Here is a 16,434-nt window from a genome sequence, read left to right as displayed (position 1 = left end):
AGAGAGTGAGGACGCTTCGGCTCACACGTCGAGCCAGGGCGAGCCCTCTGATGCGGTGGCGGTAAGCATCTCGGCTTCATTACCGCCGAGCGCTTCGGCCATCAGGCGCCGCACGATCTCGGGCCGATTGTTCTGCTCGCTCAAGTGCGCCGCGACCACATGGCGCAGGCCGTCGTGCAGCACCGCGCGCGCGATCTCGGCCGCGGCCGTGTTCGACAAGTGCCCGTAGTTGCCGCCAACGCGGTGCTTGAGAAAAGGCGGATAAGCCGAGTTGGCCAGCAGATCGCTGTCGTGGTTGAACTCCAGCAACAGCGCATGCACACCGCTCAGGCGGGCCAGCACGTGGGCCGTGGCGTGGCCCAGATCGGTCAGCACGCCCAGCGTGCGGTTGCCGTCGGTGCAGCGCAGTTGCAGCGGCTCGCGTGCATCATGGGGAACGGTGAAGGGCTGCACGCAGATGTCGCCGACCGCAAACTCCGCATCGTCGCGCGCCAGGTTCAGCAGGCCCTCGAAATCGCGGCCGCCGGTGGCGAGCCACGTGCCTTCGCTCATCCAGACTGGAATGCGGTTGCGCCGCGACAGCGAATGGGCGCAGCCGATGTGGTCGCCGTGCTCATGGGTCACGAAGACCGCATCGATGTCGCCGGCGGCAAGGCCCGCCTGGGCCAACCGCAGATCGAGCTGCTTGAGGCCGAAGCCGCAGTCGATCAGGAGGCGGGAGGTGCGGCCGCCGCTGGTCGCTTCGACCAGCGCGGCGTTGCCCGTGCTGCCGCTGCCGAGACTTCGGAAGCGGAGCATGCGGGTTACTTCAGGTCGTCGGCGATGACCTTGACGATGCGCTCGGCATTCGCCGAGGTTTCGGGCGCACCGGTTTCGTTGAGCACCGACACCGTGGTGGCTTCGCCCTGGCCCTTGACCGAGATGCGGAACTTGAGCGGCGCTTCGGTCTTGCTCGAGCCGCTGAACAGCTTGCCGAAGAAGCCGGGCTCCTTCTTGTCGGGATCGGGCGTCACGTAGCGCACGTAGTACAGGCCGGCGCTGCGATCGCGGTCTTCCACGGTGAAGCCGGTGCGGTCGAGCGCGAGGCCCACGCGGCGCCATGCGCGGTCGAAGCCTTCGCTGATCTGCACGACCGGCTGGTTGCCGACCTTGGCGATGGTGGCGGTCTTGGTCGGCGCGGTGGTGGCGGCCAGGATCTTCGACTGCTCTTGCGAGACGCCGAGCTTGACCATCAGGCGGCGCAGGAATTCGGTCTCGAGTTCAGGATCGCTGGGGCGGGGCTGCCACACGGTCTGGTCCTGGCGCGAGTTGTTGTAGACCTCTTGCATGCCGCGGTGGCTGATGAAGATCTCGGTACCGGTCGGCGTGCGCTCCAGGCGGGTGCGGAAGCGGTCGAGTTCGCCGGTCGAGTAGACCGAATCGACCAGCTTGCCCAGCGTGCCGCGGATGATGTCCTGCGGGAGCTTGGCGCGGTTTTCGGCCCAGTCGGTTTCCATGATGCCCAGGTTGCGCTGGTCGGTGGTCAGCAGGAAGCCGCTTTCCTGCCAGAAGTCTTTCACCGGGTCCCAGAGCTGGTCAGGCGTGCGGTTGACGATGATCCAGCGCTGCGTGCCCGAGCGCTCCATGCGCACGTCGCCGATGTTGCTCACGGCGGTGGGGATGCCGGGGGCGTTGGCGATGCCGGCCTGGTAGGCATTGGCAGTCACGGCGCCGCCGGGAATGGCATAGCGGTTGTCGCGCGAGAGTTGGGAGAGATCGGGTGGGACTTCGAGCGTCGGGGCCTTGCCTGCGCTCTTGTAGTCGATCTTGTCGCTCTCGAGGACGGAGCAGGCGGCGAGGCTGGCAACGAGGGCCAGCAGTGCAAGTCGCGAAAGGTTCTTCAACGTCGTCTTCCTTGTTGGAATGGTTCGGTCTATCTATGGGCCGCAGTGCCCGCCATCTCAGAGCACGGTTCGGGCAAAAGGTTGCTTAACCTTGCTGCGACCAGGGAAAAGGCAGTTCCGGAATGTAGGGGGAGGGGTGCTCAGCCCTTCAGCAGGCCGGTGGCGCGCAGGGCGCCTTCGACTGCGGGGCGGCTCGCTTCGCCGAGTTCGGTGAGCGGCAGGCGCAGCGCGCCGCCACAAAGGCCGAGCCGGGCCATGGCCCACTTCAGCGGAATCGGGTTGGGCTCGACGAAGAGGTTGCGGTGCAGCGGCATGAGCTCGAACTGGATCTGCATGGCGCGCTTGACGTCGCCTGCCAGCGCCGCCACGCACAGCTCGTGCATCTTGCGCGGCGCAATGTTGGCCGTGACGCTGATGTTGCCCTGGCCGCCGCAGAGCATGAGCGCGACCGCGGTCGGGTCGTCGCCGGAGTAGACGGCAAAGTTCTTCGGCAGGTCGCGGATGAGCCACTGGGCCCGCTCGATGTTGCCGGTGGCTTCCTTGATGCCGATGATGCCGGGCACCTGCGCCAGGCGCAGCACGGTGTCGTGCGCCATATCGGCAACGGTACGGCCGGGCACGTTGTAAAGCACGATGGGCAGGTCACCCACGGCCTCGGCAATGGCCTTGAAGTGCTGGTACTGGCCCTCTTGCGTGGGCTTGTTGTAGTACGGCACGACCTGGAGCTGCGAATCGGCGCCAACGCCCTTGGCGAACTTGGCGAGCTCGATGGCTTCCTTGGTCGAATTCGCGCCGCAGCCGGCCATCACGGGCACGCGGCCCTTGGCCTGCTCGACCGAGACACGGATGATTTCGCAGTGCTCTTCGACATCGACCGTCGGCGATTCGCCGGTGGTGCCGACCACGCCAAGGCAGTCGGTGCCTTCTTCGATGTGCCAGTCGATGAGCCGCCGCAGGGCGGGGTAGTCGACACTGCCGTCGTCGTGCATCGGCGTGACGAGCGCGACGATGCTGCCTGTCAGTTGCTCCAAGGGGGAATCTCTTTGTCGGTGGACGAAAGCGCCGATTCTACTTACTCCGGCGCCCCGCAAGACAGCCGCTCCGGCCCCCTCAGTTTCCCTTAAGGAGGTGGCGGGCCGGCTGGCCGGCGTCGGGTGCGGCCGGGCGTATGGCCGCGATTCGCTGCACGAAGCGCGCCGGTTCGGGGATGAAGCCGTCTTCGTAGGCCACCACCCGCAGGCCGGCACAGGCCGCCAGCAACTCGCCGGGCTGCAGCAGGAAGTCGGGGCGCGAGGGCTTGCCGACGGTCTCGTTGCCCGCGGCAAAGGTTTCGTAGAGCAGCACGCCGCCCGGCGCCACAGCGCCCACGATGTCGGCCATGCGCGGGCGCCAGAGGTAGTTGGTGACGACGACAGCGCCGAAGGCCTGGCCGGTGAAGGGCCAGGGGCCGGATTCGATGTCCGCCTCGACGGTGCGGCCGAAGGCGCCGGCTGCCTCGATGGCTTCGGGCGAGCGGTCGACACCGGTGACCGGGTGCCCGCGGCCCGCGAACCACTGCATGTGCCGCCCGGCGCCGCAGGCCACGTCGAGCACCGTGGCGCCAGGCGCGAGCAGGTGCGACCAGCGGACGATCCATTCGGAAGGCGCGGACAGGCCGTGCATGGGTGCTACGTCTTTCATGGCCGGCCCGGCCTCAGAAGCAGGACCAGATCTGATCGACCAGCGTCACCAGAAAGTCCGGGTGCACGTAAAGCGCGAATACGCCACCCAGCACAGCCAGCGCGGCGGCCAGCCAGCCCGCGTGGATGATGTGGTGGCGCATTTGCGGAGTCATGGCCCTGGTTTATACGCAATCCCGTCAGCCTGCGACACCGGCAGGCTGCGGCGACGAGCGCGCAATGGCGCTTTCCTTCACCGGCAGGTTGATCAGCGCCGCGAACACGCCCAGCGCGATCGCGATGTACCAGACGATGTCGTAGCTACCGGTGGTGTCGTACAGGTAGCCACCGAGCCACACGCCCAGGAACGAGCCGACCTGGTGGCTCAGGAACACGAAGCCGCTGAGCATCGATAGATGCGCCACGCCGAAGATGCCCGCCACGATCGCATTGGTCGCGGGCACGGTGGACAGCCACAGGAAGCCCATTGCCGCCGAGAACACATACACGCTGAGCGGCGAGATCGGCGCCATCAGGAACAGCGCGATCGACACGGCCCGTGCGAAGTAGATCGCCGCGAGGATCTTGCGCTTGGCCAGCTTCTGCCCCAGCAGCCCCACCGTATACGTGCCGAACACGTTGAACAGCCCGATCAGCGCCAGCGCGTAGCCTGCCACCTCGGCCGGCAGCGCGCGGTCGCGCAGGTAGGTCGGCATGTGGATGCCGATGAACGCCAGCTGGAAGCCGCAGACGAAGTAGCCCGCCATCAGCAGCCCGAAGCTCGGGTAGCGGAAGGCTTCGCCCACCGCCTGCAGCACCGACTGTTCGCGGTGCCCGGCCAGCGCTGCCGTCTTCGGTTCGCGCAGGCCGAAGGCCAGCGGGATGATCACCAGCACCAGCACCGCCACAACGGCCAGCGCTGTCTGCCAGCCCAGGTGGCCGATCAGCCGCCCCTCGATGGGCGCCATCAGGAATTGGCCGAACGAGCCGGCCGCCGCCGCCACGCCCATGGCCCACGATCGCCGCTCGGCCGGAATCTGCCGCCCGATCACGCCGTAGATCACCGCATAGGTCGAACCTGCCTGCGCCGCGCCGATCAGCACGCCCGCACTCAGTGTGAAGAGCAGCGGCGTCGGCGAATGCGCCATGCCGAACAGCCCCAGCGCATAGAACACCGAGCCGCCGATCAACACCCGGAACGCGCCGAACCTGTCAGCCAGCATGCCCGCGAACACGCCGAAGATGCCCCACGAGAGGTTCTGGATGGCCAGCGCGAACGAGAAGGTCTGCCGGCTCCAGTCCTGCGCCTGCGTGATCGGCTGCAGCCAGAGCCCGAAGCCGTGGCGGATGCCCATCGAGAGAGTGACGATCATTGCCCCGCAGAACAGGACTTGCTTGACCGAGAGAGCAGGGGCGGCGGGGGATTGCATGACTTCGAATGTAACGATTCGCCTGCTTTGGCAGGTGGCACGGCGGCCAAAGCCATTGATGATTTATCAGGGCGGCTTTGATGCAATCGGCGCATCAAGCTGACGCGGGCCTCGTAAATCCGTGTTTGTAATTCGTTACATTCATCTGCAGTGCTTTTTCCTCACGAGGAATTCAAACAATGAGAAGAACCGCCCTGAAGCTTGCCGTACTCACGGTGATGACGATCGCGACCGCGGGCTGCGCCGTTACCGGCACCAAATATCAGGACATGTCCGGCACCATTCCCAAGGTGAAGCCCGGCGAAGGCCGCATCTTTTTCTTCCGCGCTGCAACCCCCTACGGCTCGGCATTGCAGCCGCTCATTCGCCTCGACAAGGTGGTGGTGGGAGCTTCGAAGTCCGGTGGCTTCTTCTATGTCGACCGTCCCGCCGGCACCTACCAGGCTGCGACCATGAGCGACCTGAGGAAGACGCTCGGCATTTCCCTCGAAGCCGGCGAAACGAAGTACGTGCGCATGTCGCCGTCGTTCGGCCTGGTGACCGGGGGCATCGTTCTGGACATGGAACCGGCTGAAAAGGCCAGGCCCGAGCTTGCCTCGCTGGCTTACACCGGTCAGGTCATCATCGACAAGTAGGCCCGGCCATCATGCAAACCTCCGGCTGCGGCCGGAGGCTCCTGTATGGGTATCCAGTCATTTGGCGGCGACTGACTACAATCCGCCCCCATGGCGACTCCCCCCAAGACTCCCCCCAATTCACCGTCCGCATCCTCCGGCTACTCGGAAGGCTCCATCCGCGTGCTCAAGGGCCTTGAGCCCGTCAAGCAGCGCCCGGGCATGTACACCCGCACCGACAACCCGCTGCACATCATCCAGGAAGTGCTCGACAACGCGGCCGACGAGGCGCTCGCGGGCTACGGCAAGAAGATCAAGGTCACCCTGCACACCGACGGCTCGGTCAGCGTCGAAGACGACGGCCGAGGCATTCCCTTCGGCCTGCACCCTGAAGAAAAGGCCCCCGTGATCGAACTCGTGTACACCCGGCTGCATGCGGGCGGCAAGTTCGACAAGGGCTCGGGCGGCGCCTACAGCTTCTCGGGCGGCCTGCACGGAGTGGGCGTGTCGGTGACCAATGCGCTGTCGAAGCGGCTCGAAGTCACCTCGCACCGGGAGGGCTCGGCCGCCAAGCTGGCCTTCAGTGCCGGCGATGTGATCGAGGCGCTCGAAATCCGCAAGCTCGAAGCGGGCGAGCGCAAGCAGGGCACCACCGTGCGCGCCTGGCCCGACGCCAAGTACTTCGAAACCGCCGTGCTGCCCATGGGCGAGCTCACGCACCTGCTGCGCAGCAAGGCCGTGCTGATGCCCGGCGTGAGCGTCACGCTCACGAACGAGAAGACCAAGGAAACACAGCAGTGGCTCTACAAGGGCGGCCTGAGCGACTACCTGATGCAGACGCTCAACGGCGACCCCGTCATCCCGCTGTTCGAAGGCAGCGGCCATGCCGACAAGAACGCCGACAACTTCGCCGAAGGCGAGGGCGCCGACTGGTGCGTGGCCTTCACCGAAGACGGCCAGCCAGTGCGTGAGAGCTACGTCAACCTGATTCCCACCAGCGCCGGCGGCACGCACGAAAGCGGCCTGCGCGACGGCCTCTTCACCGCGGTGAAGGGCTTCATCGAACTGCACTCGCTGCTGCCGAAGGGCGTGAAGCTGCTGCCCGAAGACGTGTTTGCGCGCGCTTCGTACGTGCTGAGCGCCAAGGTGCTCGATCCGCAGTTCCAGGGCCAGATCAAGGAACGCCTGAACTCGCGCGATGCCGTGCGCCTGGTGTCGAGCTTCGTGCGTCCCGCGCTCGAGCTATGGCTCAACCAGCATGTCGACTACGGCAAGAAGCTGGCTGAGTTGGCCATCAAGGCCGCGCAGACGCGCCAGCGCGCCGGCCAGAAGGTCGAGAAGCGCAAGGGCTCCGGCGTGGCCGTGCTGCCCGGCAAGCTCACTGATTGCGAGAGCAAGGACATCAGCCACAACGAAGTCTTCCTGGTCGAGGGCGACTCCGCTGGCGGCAGCGCCAAGATGGGCCGCGACAAGGAAAGCCAGGCGATCCTGCCCCTGCGCGGCAAGGTGCTCAACACCTGGGAAGTGGAGCGCGACCGGCTGTTCGCCAACACCGAAATCCACGACATCTCGGTCGCCGTGGGGGTCGATCCGCACGGCCCCAACGACACGCCCGACATGAGCGGCCTGCGCTACGGCAAGGTCTGCATCCTGAGCGATGCCGACGTGGACGGCTCGCACATCCAGGTGCTGCTGCTCACGCTGTTCTTCCGTCACTTCCCGAAACTCATCGAAGCCGGCCACGTGTATGTCGCAAAGCCGCCATTGTTCCGGGTCGATGCGCCCGCGCGCGGCAAGAAGCCGGCCTCCAAGGTCTATGCGCTGGACGAGGGCGAACTGACCGCCACGCTCGACAAATTGCGTAAAGATGGCGTGCGCGAAGGCGCCTGGAGCATCAGCCGCTTCAAGGGCCTGGGCGAAATGAGCGCGGAACAATTGTGGGAAACCACGCTCAATCCTGACACCCGGCGCCTGATGCAGGTCCAATTGGGCCGGTTCGACTTCACGTCCACCCAGGGCGAGATCACCAAGCTCATGGGCAAGGGCGAAGCGGCAGCCCGGCGCGAACTCATGGAGTTGCGCGCCGACGATGTCGACATCGACGTCTGATTCCGACCGGAATATTCCTCACGACAGGGCATGAACGGGCACAAGATCATTTGCGGTTCGCTGGCAGGGGCTTGCGTTGCAGGCGCGATTGCCATGCTGGCGCGCGCCCATCCGGCCATCGCACCGCCGGACCTGTTCTTTTCCGGGCTGTTCGTGTTCTTCGTGTTCGTGTTCCTCTGGGCGGGCTGGTGGGACGAGGCGGTCAACGACAACGCCCAGCCCAGCCTGGCGGAGCGGACCGTCGCCACTGGCTGGCTGTGGATGCGCCGGCTCGTCTGCTGGGGCGGTGCGTTCGTCTGCCTCCTGATTGCCGCGTCAATGTTCGTCGAGGGTATCCAGCCCGGGCAGGTGCCAGCCGTTGTCCTCGCTGTGTCGGTTGGCGGCGTGCTGATCTGGGCCGGTCTGAAGGGCTTCGGGCGTGTGCGCGGCATGAGCGACGACGCTGCGGTTCACGCCGAGCGCCGCAAGCGCTACGGCTGGTGGTTCTGACGACAGGACACGCATTGCCATGACACGCTGGTTTCGCCCCTTCATGCTGTGTGCAGGCCTTGTGCTGTCGCTGCAGGGCGCGCACGCCGCTGACATCTACGGCTACATCGACAGCAAGGGCATCGCGCACTTCGCTTCCGAAAAGATCGACGAGCGCTACCAGATCTTCTTTCGCGGCGGCCAGAGCTTCGACACGGCGCAAGGCATTTCTCCGCTGGGCCGTGGTGGCCGCAAGCTCGACGGCAAGGTGTCACCTGCCTCGCAGAGCCTGCTCGCCATGTTCGAGGCATCGCCCGGCTACAAGACCGCCAAGACGGCGCTGCGCGACGCATCGAACAAGCATTCGATCGACTACGAACTGCTGCAGGCACTCATCGCGACCGAGTCGGGCTTCGACGCGCAGGCCGTCTCGCCCAAGGGCGCCATGGGCCTCATGCAACTGATGCCCGCGACGGCTCAGCGCTACGGCGTGTCGGCGGACAAGCGCGCGACCATCGAGAAAAAGCTGTTCGACCCGCGCATCAACATCGCTGCCGGCTCGCGCTACCTCGGCGACCTGATCGCGATGTTCCCGGGCCAGATCGAGCTGGCGCTGGCCGCCTACAACGCGGGCGAGGGGGCGGTGCAGCGCGCGGGCAACAAGATCCCGAACTACAAGGAAACGCAGAACTACGTGCAGACCGTGCTGCAGCTGTATGCGTACCTGAAGCCGTCCGTGGCAACGGGCGGTAGTGGCGGTGGTGCCGTGCGTGGTGGCAAGACGCCGGGCCGCATCCGCATGGAACTGACGGTGCCGCAGGGCGGGGCCATCGGCCGCGGCAACATGCCGTCCGACGCGCCGCGCAACATGCCGACCATGCCCGACATTCCCGAGCCTTCGGCGGTGCCGACCGGCGCGGCCGATGCGCCCGGCGCACCGCTGTCCTGATGAAGAAGTCCGGCATGCACCGTCGAAGCTTCGTTCTCGCGACCGCTGCCGGCATGGTGGCAGGCACCGTGCGTGCACAGCATCCGGCCACGCACGACACGCTGCCGACGGCGCCTTCGTCCACCGAGCCCTATGCCAAGCTGCAGGGCGGCGTGCCGCACCACATGACGCCCGACCAGGAGGCGCAGCGCTTCACCGAGAGCACCGCGCCGCCCGGCCCGCAAGGCCGCTGGGAGCCGCGCGCGGCCTTGCCGATTCCGCGCAGCGAGATGGCCTGGGCCACCGCCGCGATGGGGCGCATGCATGTGGTCGGCGGATATGGCGAGGGCAAAGTCAACCGCGACTACCACCACATCTACGACCCGAAGGCCGACCGCTGGCTCGACGGCGCGCCCCTGCCGCGCGGCGCCAACCATGTCGCGGTGACGGCCGAGGGTGGCCGCGTCTATGCGCTCGGCGGTTTCGTCGAGCAGAACCGCCGCTCCGACACGAACGCCTACGTCTACGACATCGCCGCCAACCGCTGGACTGCCATCGCGCCGCTGCCGCGACCGCGCGGCGCGGCGGCTGCGGTAATGCTCGACGGCGCGCTTCACCTGATCGGCGGAGCGTCGGAGCCTGCTGCCGAACGCGCGAGCGTCAGCTGGCACGAGGTCTACGACCCCAAGGCCGATCGCTGGTCCACCGCCAAGCCGCTGCCCGGCGCACGCGACCACGTCGGCTGCGTGTCGCATGGCGGCCAGATCCACGTGATCGGCGGACGCTTCAACACCTTCGAATACAACACCGACCTGCATCACGTCTACCTGCCCGCACGCGACACCTGGGAGCTGCGCTCGCCGCTGCCTACCGCGCGCTCGGGCCATGGCCTCGTGGTGTATCGAGGCCGCTTCTTCGCCATGGGCGGGGAGGGCGGCATTCTCGTCAGCGGCGTACCGCGCCAGGCCAAGGTGTTCGGCCAGATGGAAAGCTACAACCCCGTGGACGACACCTGGCAACGCCACGCTCCCATGGCCACGCCGCGCCACGCCGTGGGCGCGGCCGTCATCGGCGACTGGATCTACGTCGCGGGCGGCGGCGCGGTGCTCGGCGGGGCCGTGCAGTCCGCGGTGCACGAGGCATTCACACTGGGCTGATCGCGACTACCCTCGCGCACGGCCCGCAGCAACTGTTTTTCTCACCTTCTCTTTCATGGATTCCCAACCTCCGCTCGATCTCCAGGGTCCTACCGACGGCGACACGACCCTGACCCTCGCCGACTACGCCCAGACTGCCTACCTCGAATACGCGCTCAGCGTGGTCAAGGGCCGCGCGCTGCCCGATGTGTCCGACGGCCAGAAGCCGGTGCAGCGCCGCATCCTGTACTCGATGTCGCGCATGGGCCTGGGCTTCGGCGGCACCAACGGCACTGTGGGCGCCAAGCCCGTGAAGAGCGCGCGCGTGGTCGGCGACGTGCTCGGCCGCTTCCACCCGCACAGCGACCAGGCCGCGTACGACGCGCTGGTGCGCATGGCGCAAGATTTTTCGCAGCGCTATCCGTTGGTCGATGGCCAGGGCAACTTCGGCAGCCGCGACGGCGACGGTGCCGCGGCCATGCGCTACACCGAAGCTCGCCTGGCGCGCATCACCAGCCTGCTGCTCGACGAGATCGACGAAGGCACGGTCGATTTCATTCCCAACTACGACGGCAGCACCGAGGAGCCGCGCCTGCTGCCCGCGCGGCTGCCGTTCACGCTGCTCAATGGCGCGAGCGGCATTGCCGTGGGCCTGGCCACCGAAATCCCGAGTCACAACCTGCGCGAGATTGCCGATGCCTGCGTGGCGCTGATCAAGTCGAACGGCAAGCTCAGCGAAGAAGAGCTCTTCGCCATCGTGCCCGGCCCCGACTACCCGGGTGGCGCGCAGATCATCAGCAGTGCGAGCGACATCGCCGACGCCTATCGCACCGGCCGCGGCTCGCTCAAGGTGCGCGCGCGCTGGAAGATCGAGGACCTGGCGCGCGGGCAATGGCAATTGGTGGTCAACGAGCTGCCGCCGGGCGTCAGCACGCAGAAGGTGCTCGAGGAAATCGAGGAAATCACCAACCCGAAGGTCAAGACCGGCAAGAAGGCGCTCTCCGCCGAGCAGACCCAGTTGAAGGCCGCGATGCTGTCGGTGCTCGACGTAGTGCGCGACGAGTCCAGCAAGGACGCTGCCGTGCGCCTGGTGTTCGAGCCCAAGACCTCGCGCATCAGCCAGGACGACTTCATCACCACGCTGCTCGCGCAGACCTCGCTCGAAACCTCGTCGCCGATCAACCTCACGATGGTCGGTATCGACGGCAAGCCCACGCAGAAGTCGCTGCGCCAGATGCTCAACGAGTGGATCGCGTTCCGCGAGATCACCGTCGAGAAGCGTTCGCGGTTCCGGCTCAGCAAGGTGATGGACCGCATCCACATCCTCGAAGGCCGGCAGCTGGTGCTGCTGAACATCGACGAGGTGATCGCGATCATCCGCGCGGCGGAAGACCCGAAGGCGGCGCTCATCGCGCGCTTCAATCTCAGCGAAGTGCAGGCGGAGGACATCCTCGAAATCCGGTTGCGCCAGCTTGCGCGGCTCGAAGCCATCAAGATCGAGCAGCAGCTCAAGGAACTGCGCGAGGACCAGAAGAAGCTCGAGGACATCCTCGGCAGCCCGGCCGCGCTGCGCCGCCTGCTGGTGAAGGAAATCGAGTCCGACGCCAAGACTTTTGAAGACGCGCGCCGCACGCTGATCCAGGCCGAGAAGCGCGCAGTGGCCGAAGTGAAGGTGGTCGACGAGCCCGTCACCGTCATCGTGTCGCAGAAGGGCTGGGTCCGTGCGCAGAAGGGCTGGGCCAGCGAGAAGGCCGCGGGCAACGGTGCGAATGGAGAAAAGGGCGCAACGCCCGAATACAGCTTCAAGTCGGGCGACTCGCTCTACGGCGCCTTCGAGTGCCGCAGCGTCGACACGCTGCTGGTGTTCGGCAGCGCCAAGGACAAGAGCGTGCGCGTCTACACCGTGCCCGTGGCCTCGCTGCCCGGCGCACGTGGTGACGGCCAGCCCGTCACCACGCTCATCGAGCTCGATGCCGGCACGCACGTCACGCATTTCTTCGCGGGCCCGGTGGGCGCCAGCGTGCTGCTGGCCAACACCGGCGGCTACGGCTTCATCGCCACGGTCGAGAACATGATGTCGCGCCAGCGCGGCGGCAAGGCCTTCATCGACGTGGGCGAGGGCGAGCAGCTGTGCCGTCCGTCGCTGGTGGGTGGCGCAAGTGGCGCTGAGCCGATGCTCCCGGCCACGCATGTGGCCTGCGCCTCGACCGGCGGCCGCATCCTGACCTTCGACATCACCGAGCTCAAGAGCCTGCCGAAGGGCGGCCGTGGCCTCACGCTGATCGACCTCGAGGCCAAGGACACCCTGGCCGGAGCCGCTGCCTACACGCGCAGCGTGAAGATCGAAGGCATCGGCCGCGGTGCCAAGGAGCGAGAAGAGACGCTGGAAATCCGCACCCTCAACAACGCGCGCGGCAGCCGCGCGCGCAAGGGCAAGGCGGCCGACCTGGGCTTCAAGCCGACGAGCATCGTGCGGGTGCTGTGATGGGCGGCATCGACATCAGCGTCATCGGGATCTTCATTGCCGTGGTCACGGGCCTTGGCAGTTATGTGCTGGGCCGTCGCATGCGCGAGAAGCGGGCGGCGAAGAAGCGCGAGAAGAACCGCATTGCGTCGCAGGCCAACGAGACGCGCCAGGTGCGGCGCGCGCGGGAGCGCAAGGAGCGCGGCGAGTAAACATGGCCGCTTGCGCTTGGAGTCGAACAGCAGGAGGAGAGAGCGTTATGGCAGTAGCTGAGGGACTGCTCGGTTGCGTTCGCTATATCGCGTTCGCAGGCGCAGCGGCTGTGTTGTCGGGGTGTGCGAGCGTCGAATACAAGGACGCGACGGGCGACAGGACTGCAAGGCTGCGTGTTGTCCAGAATGCGTCGGCCCGGGTGATCTCTTACTCCTTCGCGGTGCGCGAGAGTTGCCGCAGGGAGGGACCCAAGGGCGGTGTGCTCTTCAACGAGCGATCGGAGTCCAGGAGGGTAGGCATGGCGCCCCGTCTGAGTACCGACTTCATGAGCTCTGAGCGGATCATTCCGGCGGACGTTGAAGTGGTGCTGCTGGCTGGCGGCAGCACCGTGTGGTCGAATTGCGTGGGAACCGTTCGCTTCGTCCCTCGCAGTGGTGAACAGTACGAAGCGATTTTTCTCTGGCCTGCATCGGCGCCTCGTTGCACCATTCAGTTGCGCAGGATTGCTCTGGCCGGAAACGGCGAGGTTTCACGTATCGAGGAGCCCAGCGCCTCGCGTTGCGACTAGCGCAACCCTTGCCACCACCGCGTGTTGGTCCGCGCCTGCCCCACCGTCACCACTTCGCCGATCACCGGCGTCGCCAGCTCGATCTTCTTCGCCTCCGCCAGGTCAGCGATGCGGTCCAGCGGGTCGTGCCAGGTGTGGAACGCCAGGTCGAAGGTGCTGTTGTGCACCGAGAAGAACACCTTGCCGCGCAGGTCTTCGAAGGCCTGCACGCTCTGCTCGGGCGTCATGTGCACGGCGGGCCACATGGTGTCGTAGGCGCCGTTTTCCATCAGCGCGATGTCGAAGCCGCCGAAGCGTTCGCCGATCTGCTTGAAGCCCGGGAAGTAGCCCGAGTCGCCGCTGTAGAAGAGGCGCTGGTCGCCGCTTTGCACCACCCATGAGGCCCACAGCGTACGGTCGCGGTCGTTCAGCGTACGGCCCGAGAAGTGCTGTGCGGGCGTGGCGGTGAGCTTCACGCCGTCGTGTTCGCCGCCTTGCCACCAGTCGAGCTCTGTCACGCGCTCTGCCGGCACGCCCATCACTATCAGCCGCGCGCGCACGCCCAGCGGCACGAAGTAGCGCTGCACGCTCTTCGAGAGGTATTCGATGGTTGCCACGTCGAGGTGGTCGTAGTGGTCATGCGAGAGGATCACGCCCTCGATGGGTGGCAGTTGTTCGAGCGTGATCGGCGGCTGGTGAAAGCGCTTCGGCCCGGCCCATTGCACGGGTGACGCGCGTTCGCTGAACACGGGGTCGATCAGCCAATACTTGCCGCGCAGCTTCAGCAGATGCGACGAATGGCCGAGGCGCACCACGTGGTTGGCTTTGACGTCGAGCGAATCGAGCGCACCGCGGTCCAGCGCCTTCACCGGAATTGCATCGACCGGCACGGTGTCGACCTTGCTGCCCACGATGAAGCGCGACCAGATGCGCCATGCGCTGGCTTGGGCGGGCAGGTCGGGGTTGGCCATGTTGTGGAAGCCGCCGTCCTTGAATTGCGGCGAGCTGTCATAGCGCGTCTCGCCGCTGCCGGCGGCACTGCAGCCCGCGACGAGGGCGCAGCCGGCCGCGGCCAGCACGGTGCCGCGGCGCAGCAGTTGGGGCAGGTAGGAGCCCTGGGAGCCCGAATCGTCAGCCATGAGAAAACCCTCTGGATCTTTGTTTGCAGGATGGCGCGAGAGTAGCCCCGGCGAACGTTTCAATGGTTTCAGCGGTAGAAACATTTGGGGCGCGGGGGTATATCGGTCTCCCCTGCGCGAATGTCCCCCGGCCTTCCTATGCCATGAGCCGTATGGCGGGCCCCTGCCAGGTTCGGCACACTGGAAAGCTTCATCGACTTTCGACGAGGCGGCAGATTCCATGAGCAGCAATCGCTATCCCATCATCTACGTGCGCGGCTACGCCATGACCGAGTCCGAGCGGGACGAAACCGCGGCCGATCCGTTCTGCGGCTTCAACATCGGCTCCACGGTGTATCGCGCCACCGTCAAGAAGGAAGCGCCGGCGCAGAAGTTTGTTTTCGAATCGCCCATGGTGCGTCTGCTGGCCGACTTCCAGTACCAGAGCGTCTACCAGAACGGCCTGGACATCCTCGACCCCGACTGGAAGCCCTCGCCGGACGAGAACGGCAGGGACGTCGACGGCATCCCCTCGGCCTCGGTCATCATCTACCGCTACTACGACTCGGGCTCCGAGCTGCTGGGCGACGGCCAGGCCAAGGACGTCAAGGTGTATGCGCAAGGCCTGAGCCAGCTGATATTGCGCGTGCGCGAGCTCGTGGCGCTGCGCGAGGGGCCGGGCTACTCGCCCGCCGACTTCCGCTGCTACCTCGTCGCGCATTCGATGGGCGGCCTGGTGGTGCGAGCCTTCCTGCAGAACGCTGTACTCGGTGATGCGGCCGCGCGTGCCTGCGTCGACAAGGTGTTCACCTATGCCACGCCGCACAACGGCATCGACATGGGCGGCATCAACGTGCCGGCCTGGCTCACGGTGAACGAGATGAACACCTTCAACCGCGAGAAGATGTCCGAGTTCCTGGCCACGCAGCCGATCAACGGCCGCATGGACTACCTGCCGGCCACGGCCTTTCCGGCCGAGCGCTTCTTCTGCATGGTCGGCACCAACCGCGGCGACTACGAGAGCGCCAAGGGCCTGTCGCGCATGTTCGCGGGCCACGGCAGCGACGGGCTCGTGCGCATCGAGAACGCCTCGCTCTGGTCCACCGATGCCGCAGGCAAGACGCAGCCGGTGGCCACTGCCTTCACCTACCGGTCGCACTCGGGCTTCTTCGGCATCGTCAATTCCGAGGAGGCTTACCAGAATCTCACGCGCTTCCTGTTCGGCGACGTGCGGGTCGACCTGTGGTTCGACATAGACGGCGTTACGCTGCCGCCCGACCTGCCGGCTGGCGCCGACGTCGATGCGCTCTACCAGGTCGAGTTGCTCGCCGCGCCGCGCGGCAAGCGCTGGTACCTGAGCAGGCGCGTGGCCGAAGAAGACTCGCCCGCCTGCCGCACGCACAAGGAGCTGACCGACCCGGCCAAGGCCGACCGCCGCTCCATCTACCTCTCGACCGTGTTCCTCGCCAACAAGGCCCGCGTGAAGCAGGACCGCCCGACGCTGGCCTATGCCATGACGCTCGGCGTGCGCGTGCCCGACTACCAGGTCAACAACAAGTTCTGGCTCGACGGCCACTACGAGGGCAGCTCGCTGTTCCGCGACACGCTGATCATCGAGATCGCGCCGCCCCAGGCCGACGACCCGGCGCAGAACTGGAACGTCAAGTACGGCTGGCAGACCGACACGGCCGGGCGGGCCTCGCTGCCGATGAGCCCGAAGCAGCTGGCCGGCGGCAAGCTGCAGTTCGTGGTGCCGCTGTCGAGCCTTGGCGCTGCACCGGCCGCGCCCGGCATCAGCGGCAAGGTGCGGCTGGAGGTGAGCGCCTGGCAGTAGGGCGCAGGTCAGGCAGCGTGGGGCACAATCGC

16 protein-coding genes are annotated in these 16,434 nt (G+C 66.4%); 9 read left to right on the top strand and 7 right to left on the bottom strand.

Annotation, left to right across the window (positions count from 1 at the left end; all coding sequences use genetic code 11):
* Positions 1–21 precede the first annotated feature (21 nt).
* The 6 genes from BLV60_RS05050 to BLV60_RS05030 all read right to left on the bottom strand — a co-directional run bounded on the left by BLV60_RS05050 (position 22) and on the right by BLV60_RS05030 (position 4,971).
* Positions 22–798, bottom strand: coding sequence for an MBL fold metallo-hydrolase (locus BLV60_RS05050; protein ID WP_093050917.1), 777 nt, complete (start codon positions 796–798; stop codon positions 22–24).
* Positions 799–803: 5 nt separating this feature from the next.
* Entirely contained in the window at positions 804–1,883 is a 1,080-nt protein-coding gene (bamC, locus tag BLV60_RS05045) for an outer membrane protein assembly factor BamC (protein WP_093050915.1), read from the bottom strand.
* Between the two features lie 140 nt (positions 1,884–2,023).
* A complete protein-coding gene (gene dapA, locus BLV60_RS05040) occupies positions 2,024–2,950 on the bottom strand; it encodes a 4-hydroxy-tetrahydrodipicolinate synthase (protein ID WP_371127351.1) in 927 nt (308 codons plus the stop codon).
* Between the two features lie 43 nt (positions 2,951–2,993).
* Positions 2,994–3,563 carry a class I SAM-dependent methyltransferase gene (locus tag BLV60_RS05035; RefSeq protein WP_093050910.1) on the bottom strand — a complete coding sequence of 190 codons (570 nt, stop codon included), beginning with the start codon at positions 3,561–3,563 and terminating at the stop codon, positions 2,994–2,996.
* A 13-nt stretch (positions 3,564–3,576) separates the two neighbouring features.
* Positions 3,577–3,717: a hypothetical protein gene (locus tag BLV60_RS34300; RefSeq protein WP_176928714.1), complete on the bottom strand. Its 141-nt coding sequence runs from the start codon at positions 3,715–3,717 to the stop codon at positions 3,577–3,579.
* A gap of 24 nt (positions 3,718–3,741) precedes the next feature.
* Complete coding sequence (locus BLV60_RS05030) at positions 3,742–4,971, bottom strand: MFS transporter (protein WP_093050907.1); 1,230 nt, start codon at positions 4,969–4,971, stop codon at positions 3,742–3,744.
* A gap of 179 nt (positions 4,972–5,150) precedes the next feature.
* Between BLV60_RS05030 and BLV60_RS05025 the strand changes: the two genes are divergently transcribed.
* From BLV60_RS05025 to BLV60_RS04990, 8 genes are all read left to right on the top strand, one after another.
* Positions 5,151–5,606 (top strand): DUF2846 domain-containing protein, encoded by a 456-nt coding sequence (locus BLV60_RS05025; protein ID WP_093050905.1) that lies wholly within the window; start codon positions 5,151–5,153, stop codon positions 5,604–5,606.
* 90 nt (positions 5,607–5,696) lie between these two features.
* Positions 5,697–7,694: a DNA topoisomerase IV subunit B gene (locus BLV60_RS05020; protein WP_093050902.1), complete on the top strand. Its 1,998-nt coding sequence runs from the start codon at positions 5,697–5,699 to the stop codon at positions 7,692–7,694.
* A gap of 30 nt (positions 7,695–7,724) precedes the next feature.
* On the top strand, positions 7,725–8,183 hold the full coding sequence (locus tag BLV60_RS05015) for a hypothetical protein (protein WP_093050899.1): 459 nt from the start codon (positions 7,725–7,727) through the stop codon (positions 8,181–8,183).
* A gap of 19 nt (positions 8,184–8,202) precedes the next feature.
* Complete coding sequence (locus BLV60_RS05010) at positions 8,203–9,111, top strand: lytic transglycosylase domain-containing protein (RefSeq protein WP_093050896.1); 909 nt, start codon at positions 8,203–8,205, stop codon at positions 9,109–9,111.
* 14 nt (positions 9,112–9,125) lie between these two features.
* Positions 9,126–10,247 (top strand): Kelch repeat-containing protein, encoded by a 1,122-nt coding sequence (locus tag BLV60_RS05005; RefSeq protein ID WP_093051823.1) that lies wholly within the window; start codon positions 9,126–9,128, stop codon positions 10,245–10,247.
* A gap of 55 nt (positions 10,248–10,302) precedes the next feature.
* Positions 10,303–12,711: a DNA topoisomerase IV subunit A gene (gene parC / locus BLV60_RS05000; protein ID WP_093050892.1), complete on the top strand. Its 2,409-nt coding sequence runs from the start codon at positions 10,303–10,305 to the stop codon at positions 12,709–12,711.
* Positions 12,711–12,902 carry a hypothetical protein gene (locus BLV60_RS04995; RefSeq protein WP_093050889.1) on the top strand — a complete coding sequence of 64 codons (192 nt, stop codon included), beginning with the start codon at positions 12,711–12,713 and terminating at the stop codon, positions 12,900–12,902. The genes parC and BLV60_RS04995 overlap by 1 nt, the downstream gene beginning before the upstream one ends.
* A 47-nt stretch (positions 12,903–12,949) precedes the next feature.
* Positions 12,950–13,471: a hypothetical protein gene (locus BLV60_RS04990; RefSeq protein ID WP_093050886.1), complete on the top strand. Its 522-nt coding sequence runs from the start codon at positions 12,950–12,952 to the stop codon at positions 13,469–13,471.
* On the opposite strand, the gene BLV60_RS04985 is transcribed toward BLV60_RS04990, so the two are convergent.
* Complete coding sequence (locus BLV60_RS04985) at positions 13,468–14,589, bottom strand: MBL fold metallo-hydrolase (RefSeq protein WP_093050883.1); 1,122 nt, start codon at positions 14,587–14,589, stop codon at positions 13,468–13,470. The two genes, BLV60_RS04990 and BLV60_RS04985, sit on opposite strands and share 4 nt — an antisense overlap.
* 220 nt (positions 14,590–14,809) lie before the next feature.
* Between BLV60_RS04985 and BLV60_RS04980 the strand changes: the two genes are divergently transcribed.
* Positions 14,810–16,402 (top strand): esterase/lipase family protein, encoded by a 1,593-nt coding sequence (locus BLV60_RS04980; protein WP_093050881.1) that lies wholly within the window; start codon positions 14,810–14,812, stop codon positions 16,400–16,402.
* Positions 16,403–16,434: the final 32 nt, after the last annotated feature.

Origin of the sequence: Variovorax sp. YR634, assembly GCF_900106655.1 — a bacterium.
Lineage (GTDB): Bacteria > Pseudomonadota > Gammaproteobacteria > Burkholderiales > Burkholderiaceae_C > Variovorax.
Note: the sequence above shows the minus strand (reverse complement) of the source record. Positions and strands in the feature narration are given on the sequence as shown.

Coding starts and splice junctions, on each gene's coding strand:
- BLV60_RS04990 (WP_093050886.1), top strand. CDS start 12,950: ATGGCAGTAGCTGAGGGACTGCTCGGTTGCGTTCGCTATATCGCGTTC.
- BLV60_RS05025 (WP_093050905.1), top strand. CDS start 5,151: ATGAGAAGAACCGCCCTGAAGCTTGCCGTACTCACGGTGATGACGATC.
- parC (WP_093050892.1), top strand. CDS start 10,303: ATGGATTCCCAACCTCCGCTCGATCTCCAGGGTCCTACCGACGGCGAC.
- BLV60_RS04985 (WP_093050883.1), bottom strand. CDS start 14,589: ATGGCTGACGATTCGGGCTCCCAGGGCTCCTACCTGCCCCAACTGCTG.
- BLV60_RS05050 (WP_093050917.1), bottom strand. CDS start 798: ATGCTCCGCTTCCGAAGTCTCGGCAGCGGCAGCACGGGCAACGCCGCG.
- BLV60_RS04995 (WP_093050889.1), top strand. CDS start 12,711: ATGGGCGGCATCGACATCAGCGTCATCGGGATCTTCATTGCCGTGGTC.
- BLV60_RS04980 (WP_093050881.1), top strand. CDS start 14,810: ATGAGCAGCAATCGCTATCCCATCATCTACGTGCGCGGCTACGCCATG.
- BLV60_RS05035 (WP_093050910.1), bottom strand. CDS start 3,563: ATGAAAGACGTAGCACCCATGCACGGCCTGTCCGCGCCTTCCGAATGG.
- BLV60_RS05020 (WP_093050902.1), top strand. CDS start 5,697: ATGGCGACTCCCCCCAAGACTCCCCCCAATTCACCGTCCGCATCCTCC.
- BLV60_RS05010 (WP_093050896.1), top strand. CDS start 8,203: ATGACACGCTGGTTTCGCCCCTTCATGCTGTGTGCAGGCCTTGTGCTG.
- BLV60_RS05030 (WP_093050907.1), bottom strand. CDS start 4,971: ATGCAATCCCCCGCCGCCCCTGCTCTCTCGGTCAAGCAAGTCCTGTTC.
- BLV60_RS34300 (WP_176928714.1), bottom strand. CDS start 3,717: ATGACTCCGCAAATGCGCCACCACATCATCCACGCGGGCTGGCTGGCC.
- BLV60_RS05015 (WP_093050899.1), top strand. CDS start 7,725: ATGAACGGGCACAAGATCATTTGCGGTTCGCTGGCAGGGGCTTGCGTT.
- BLV60_RS05005 (WP_093051823.1), top strand. CDS start 9,126: ATGCACCGTCGAAGCTTCGTTCTCGCGACCGCTGCCGGCATGGTGGCA.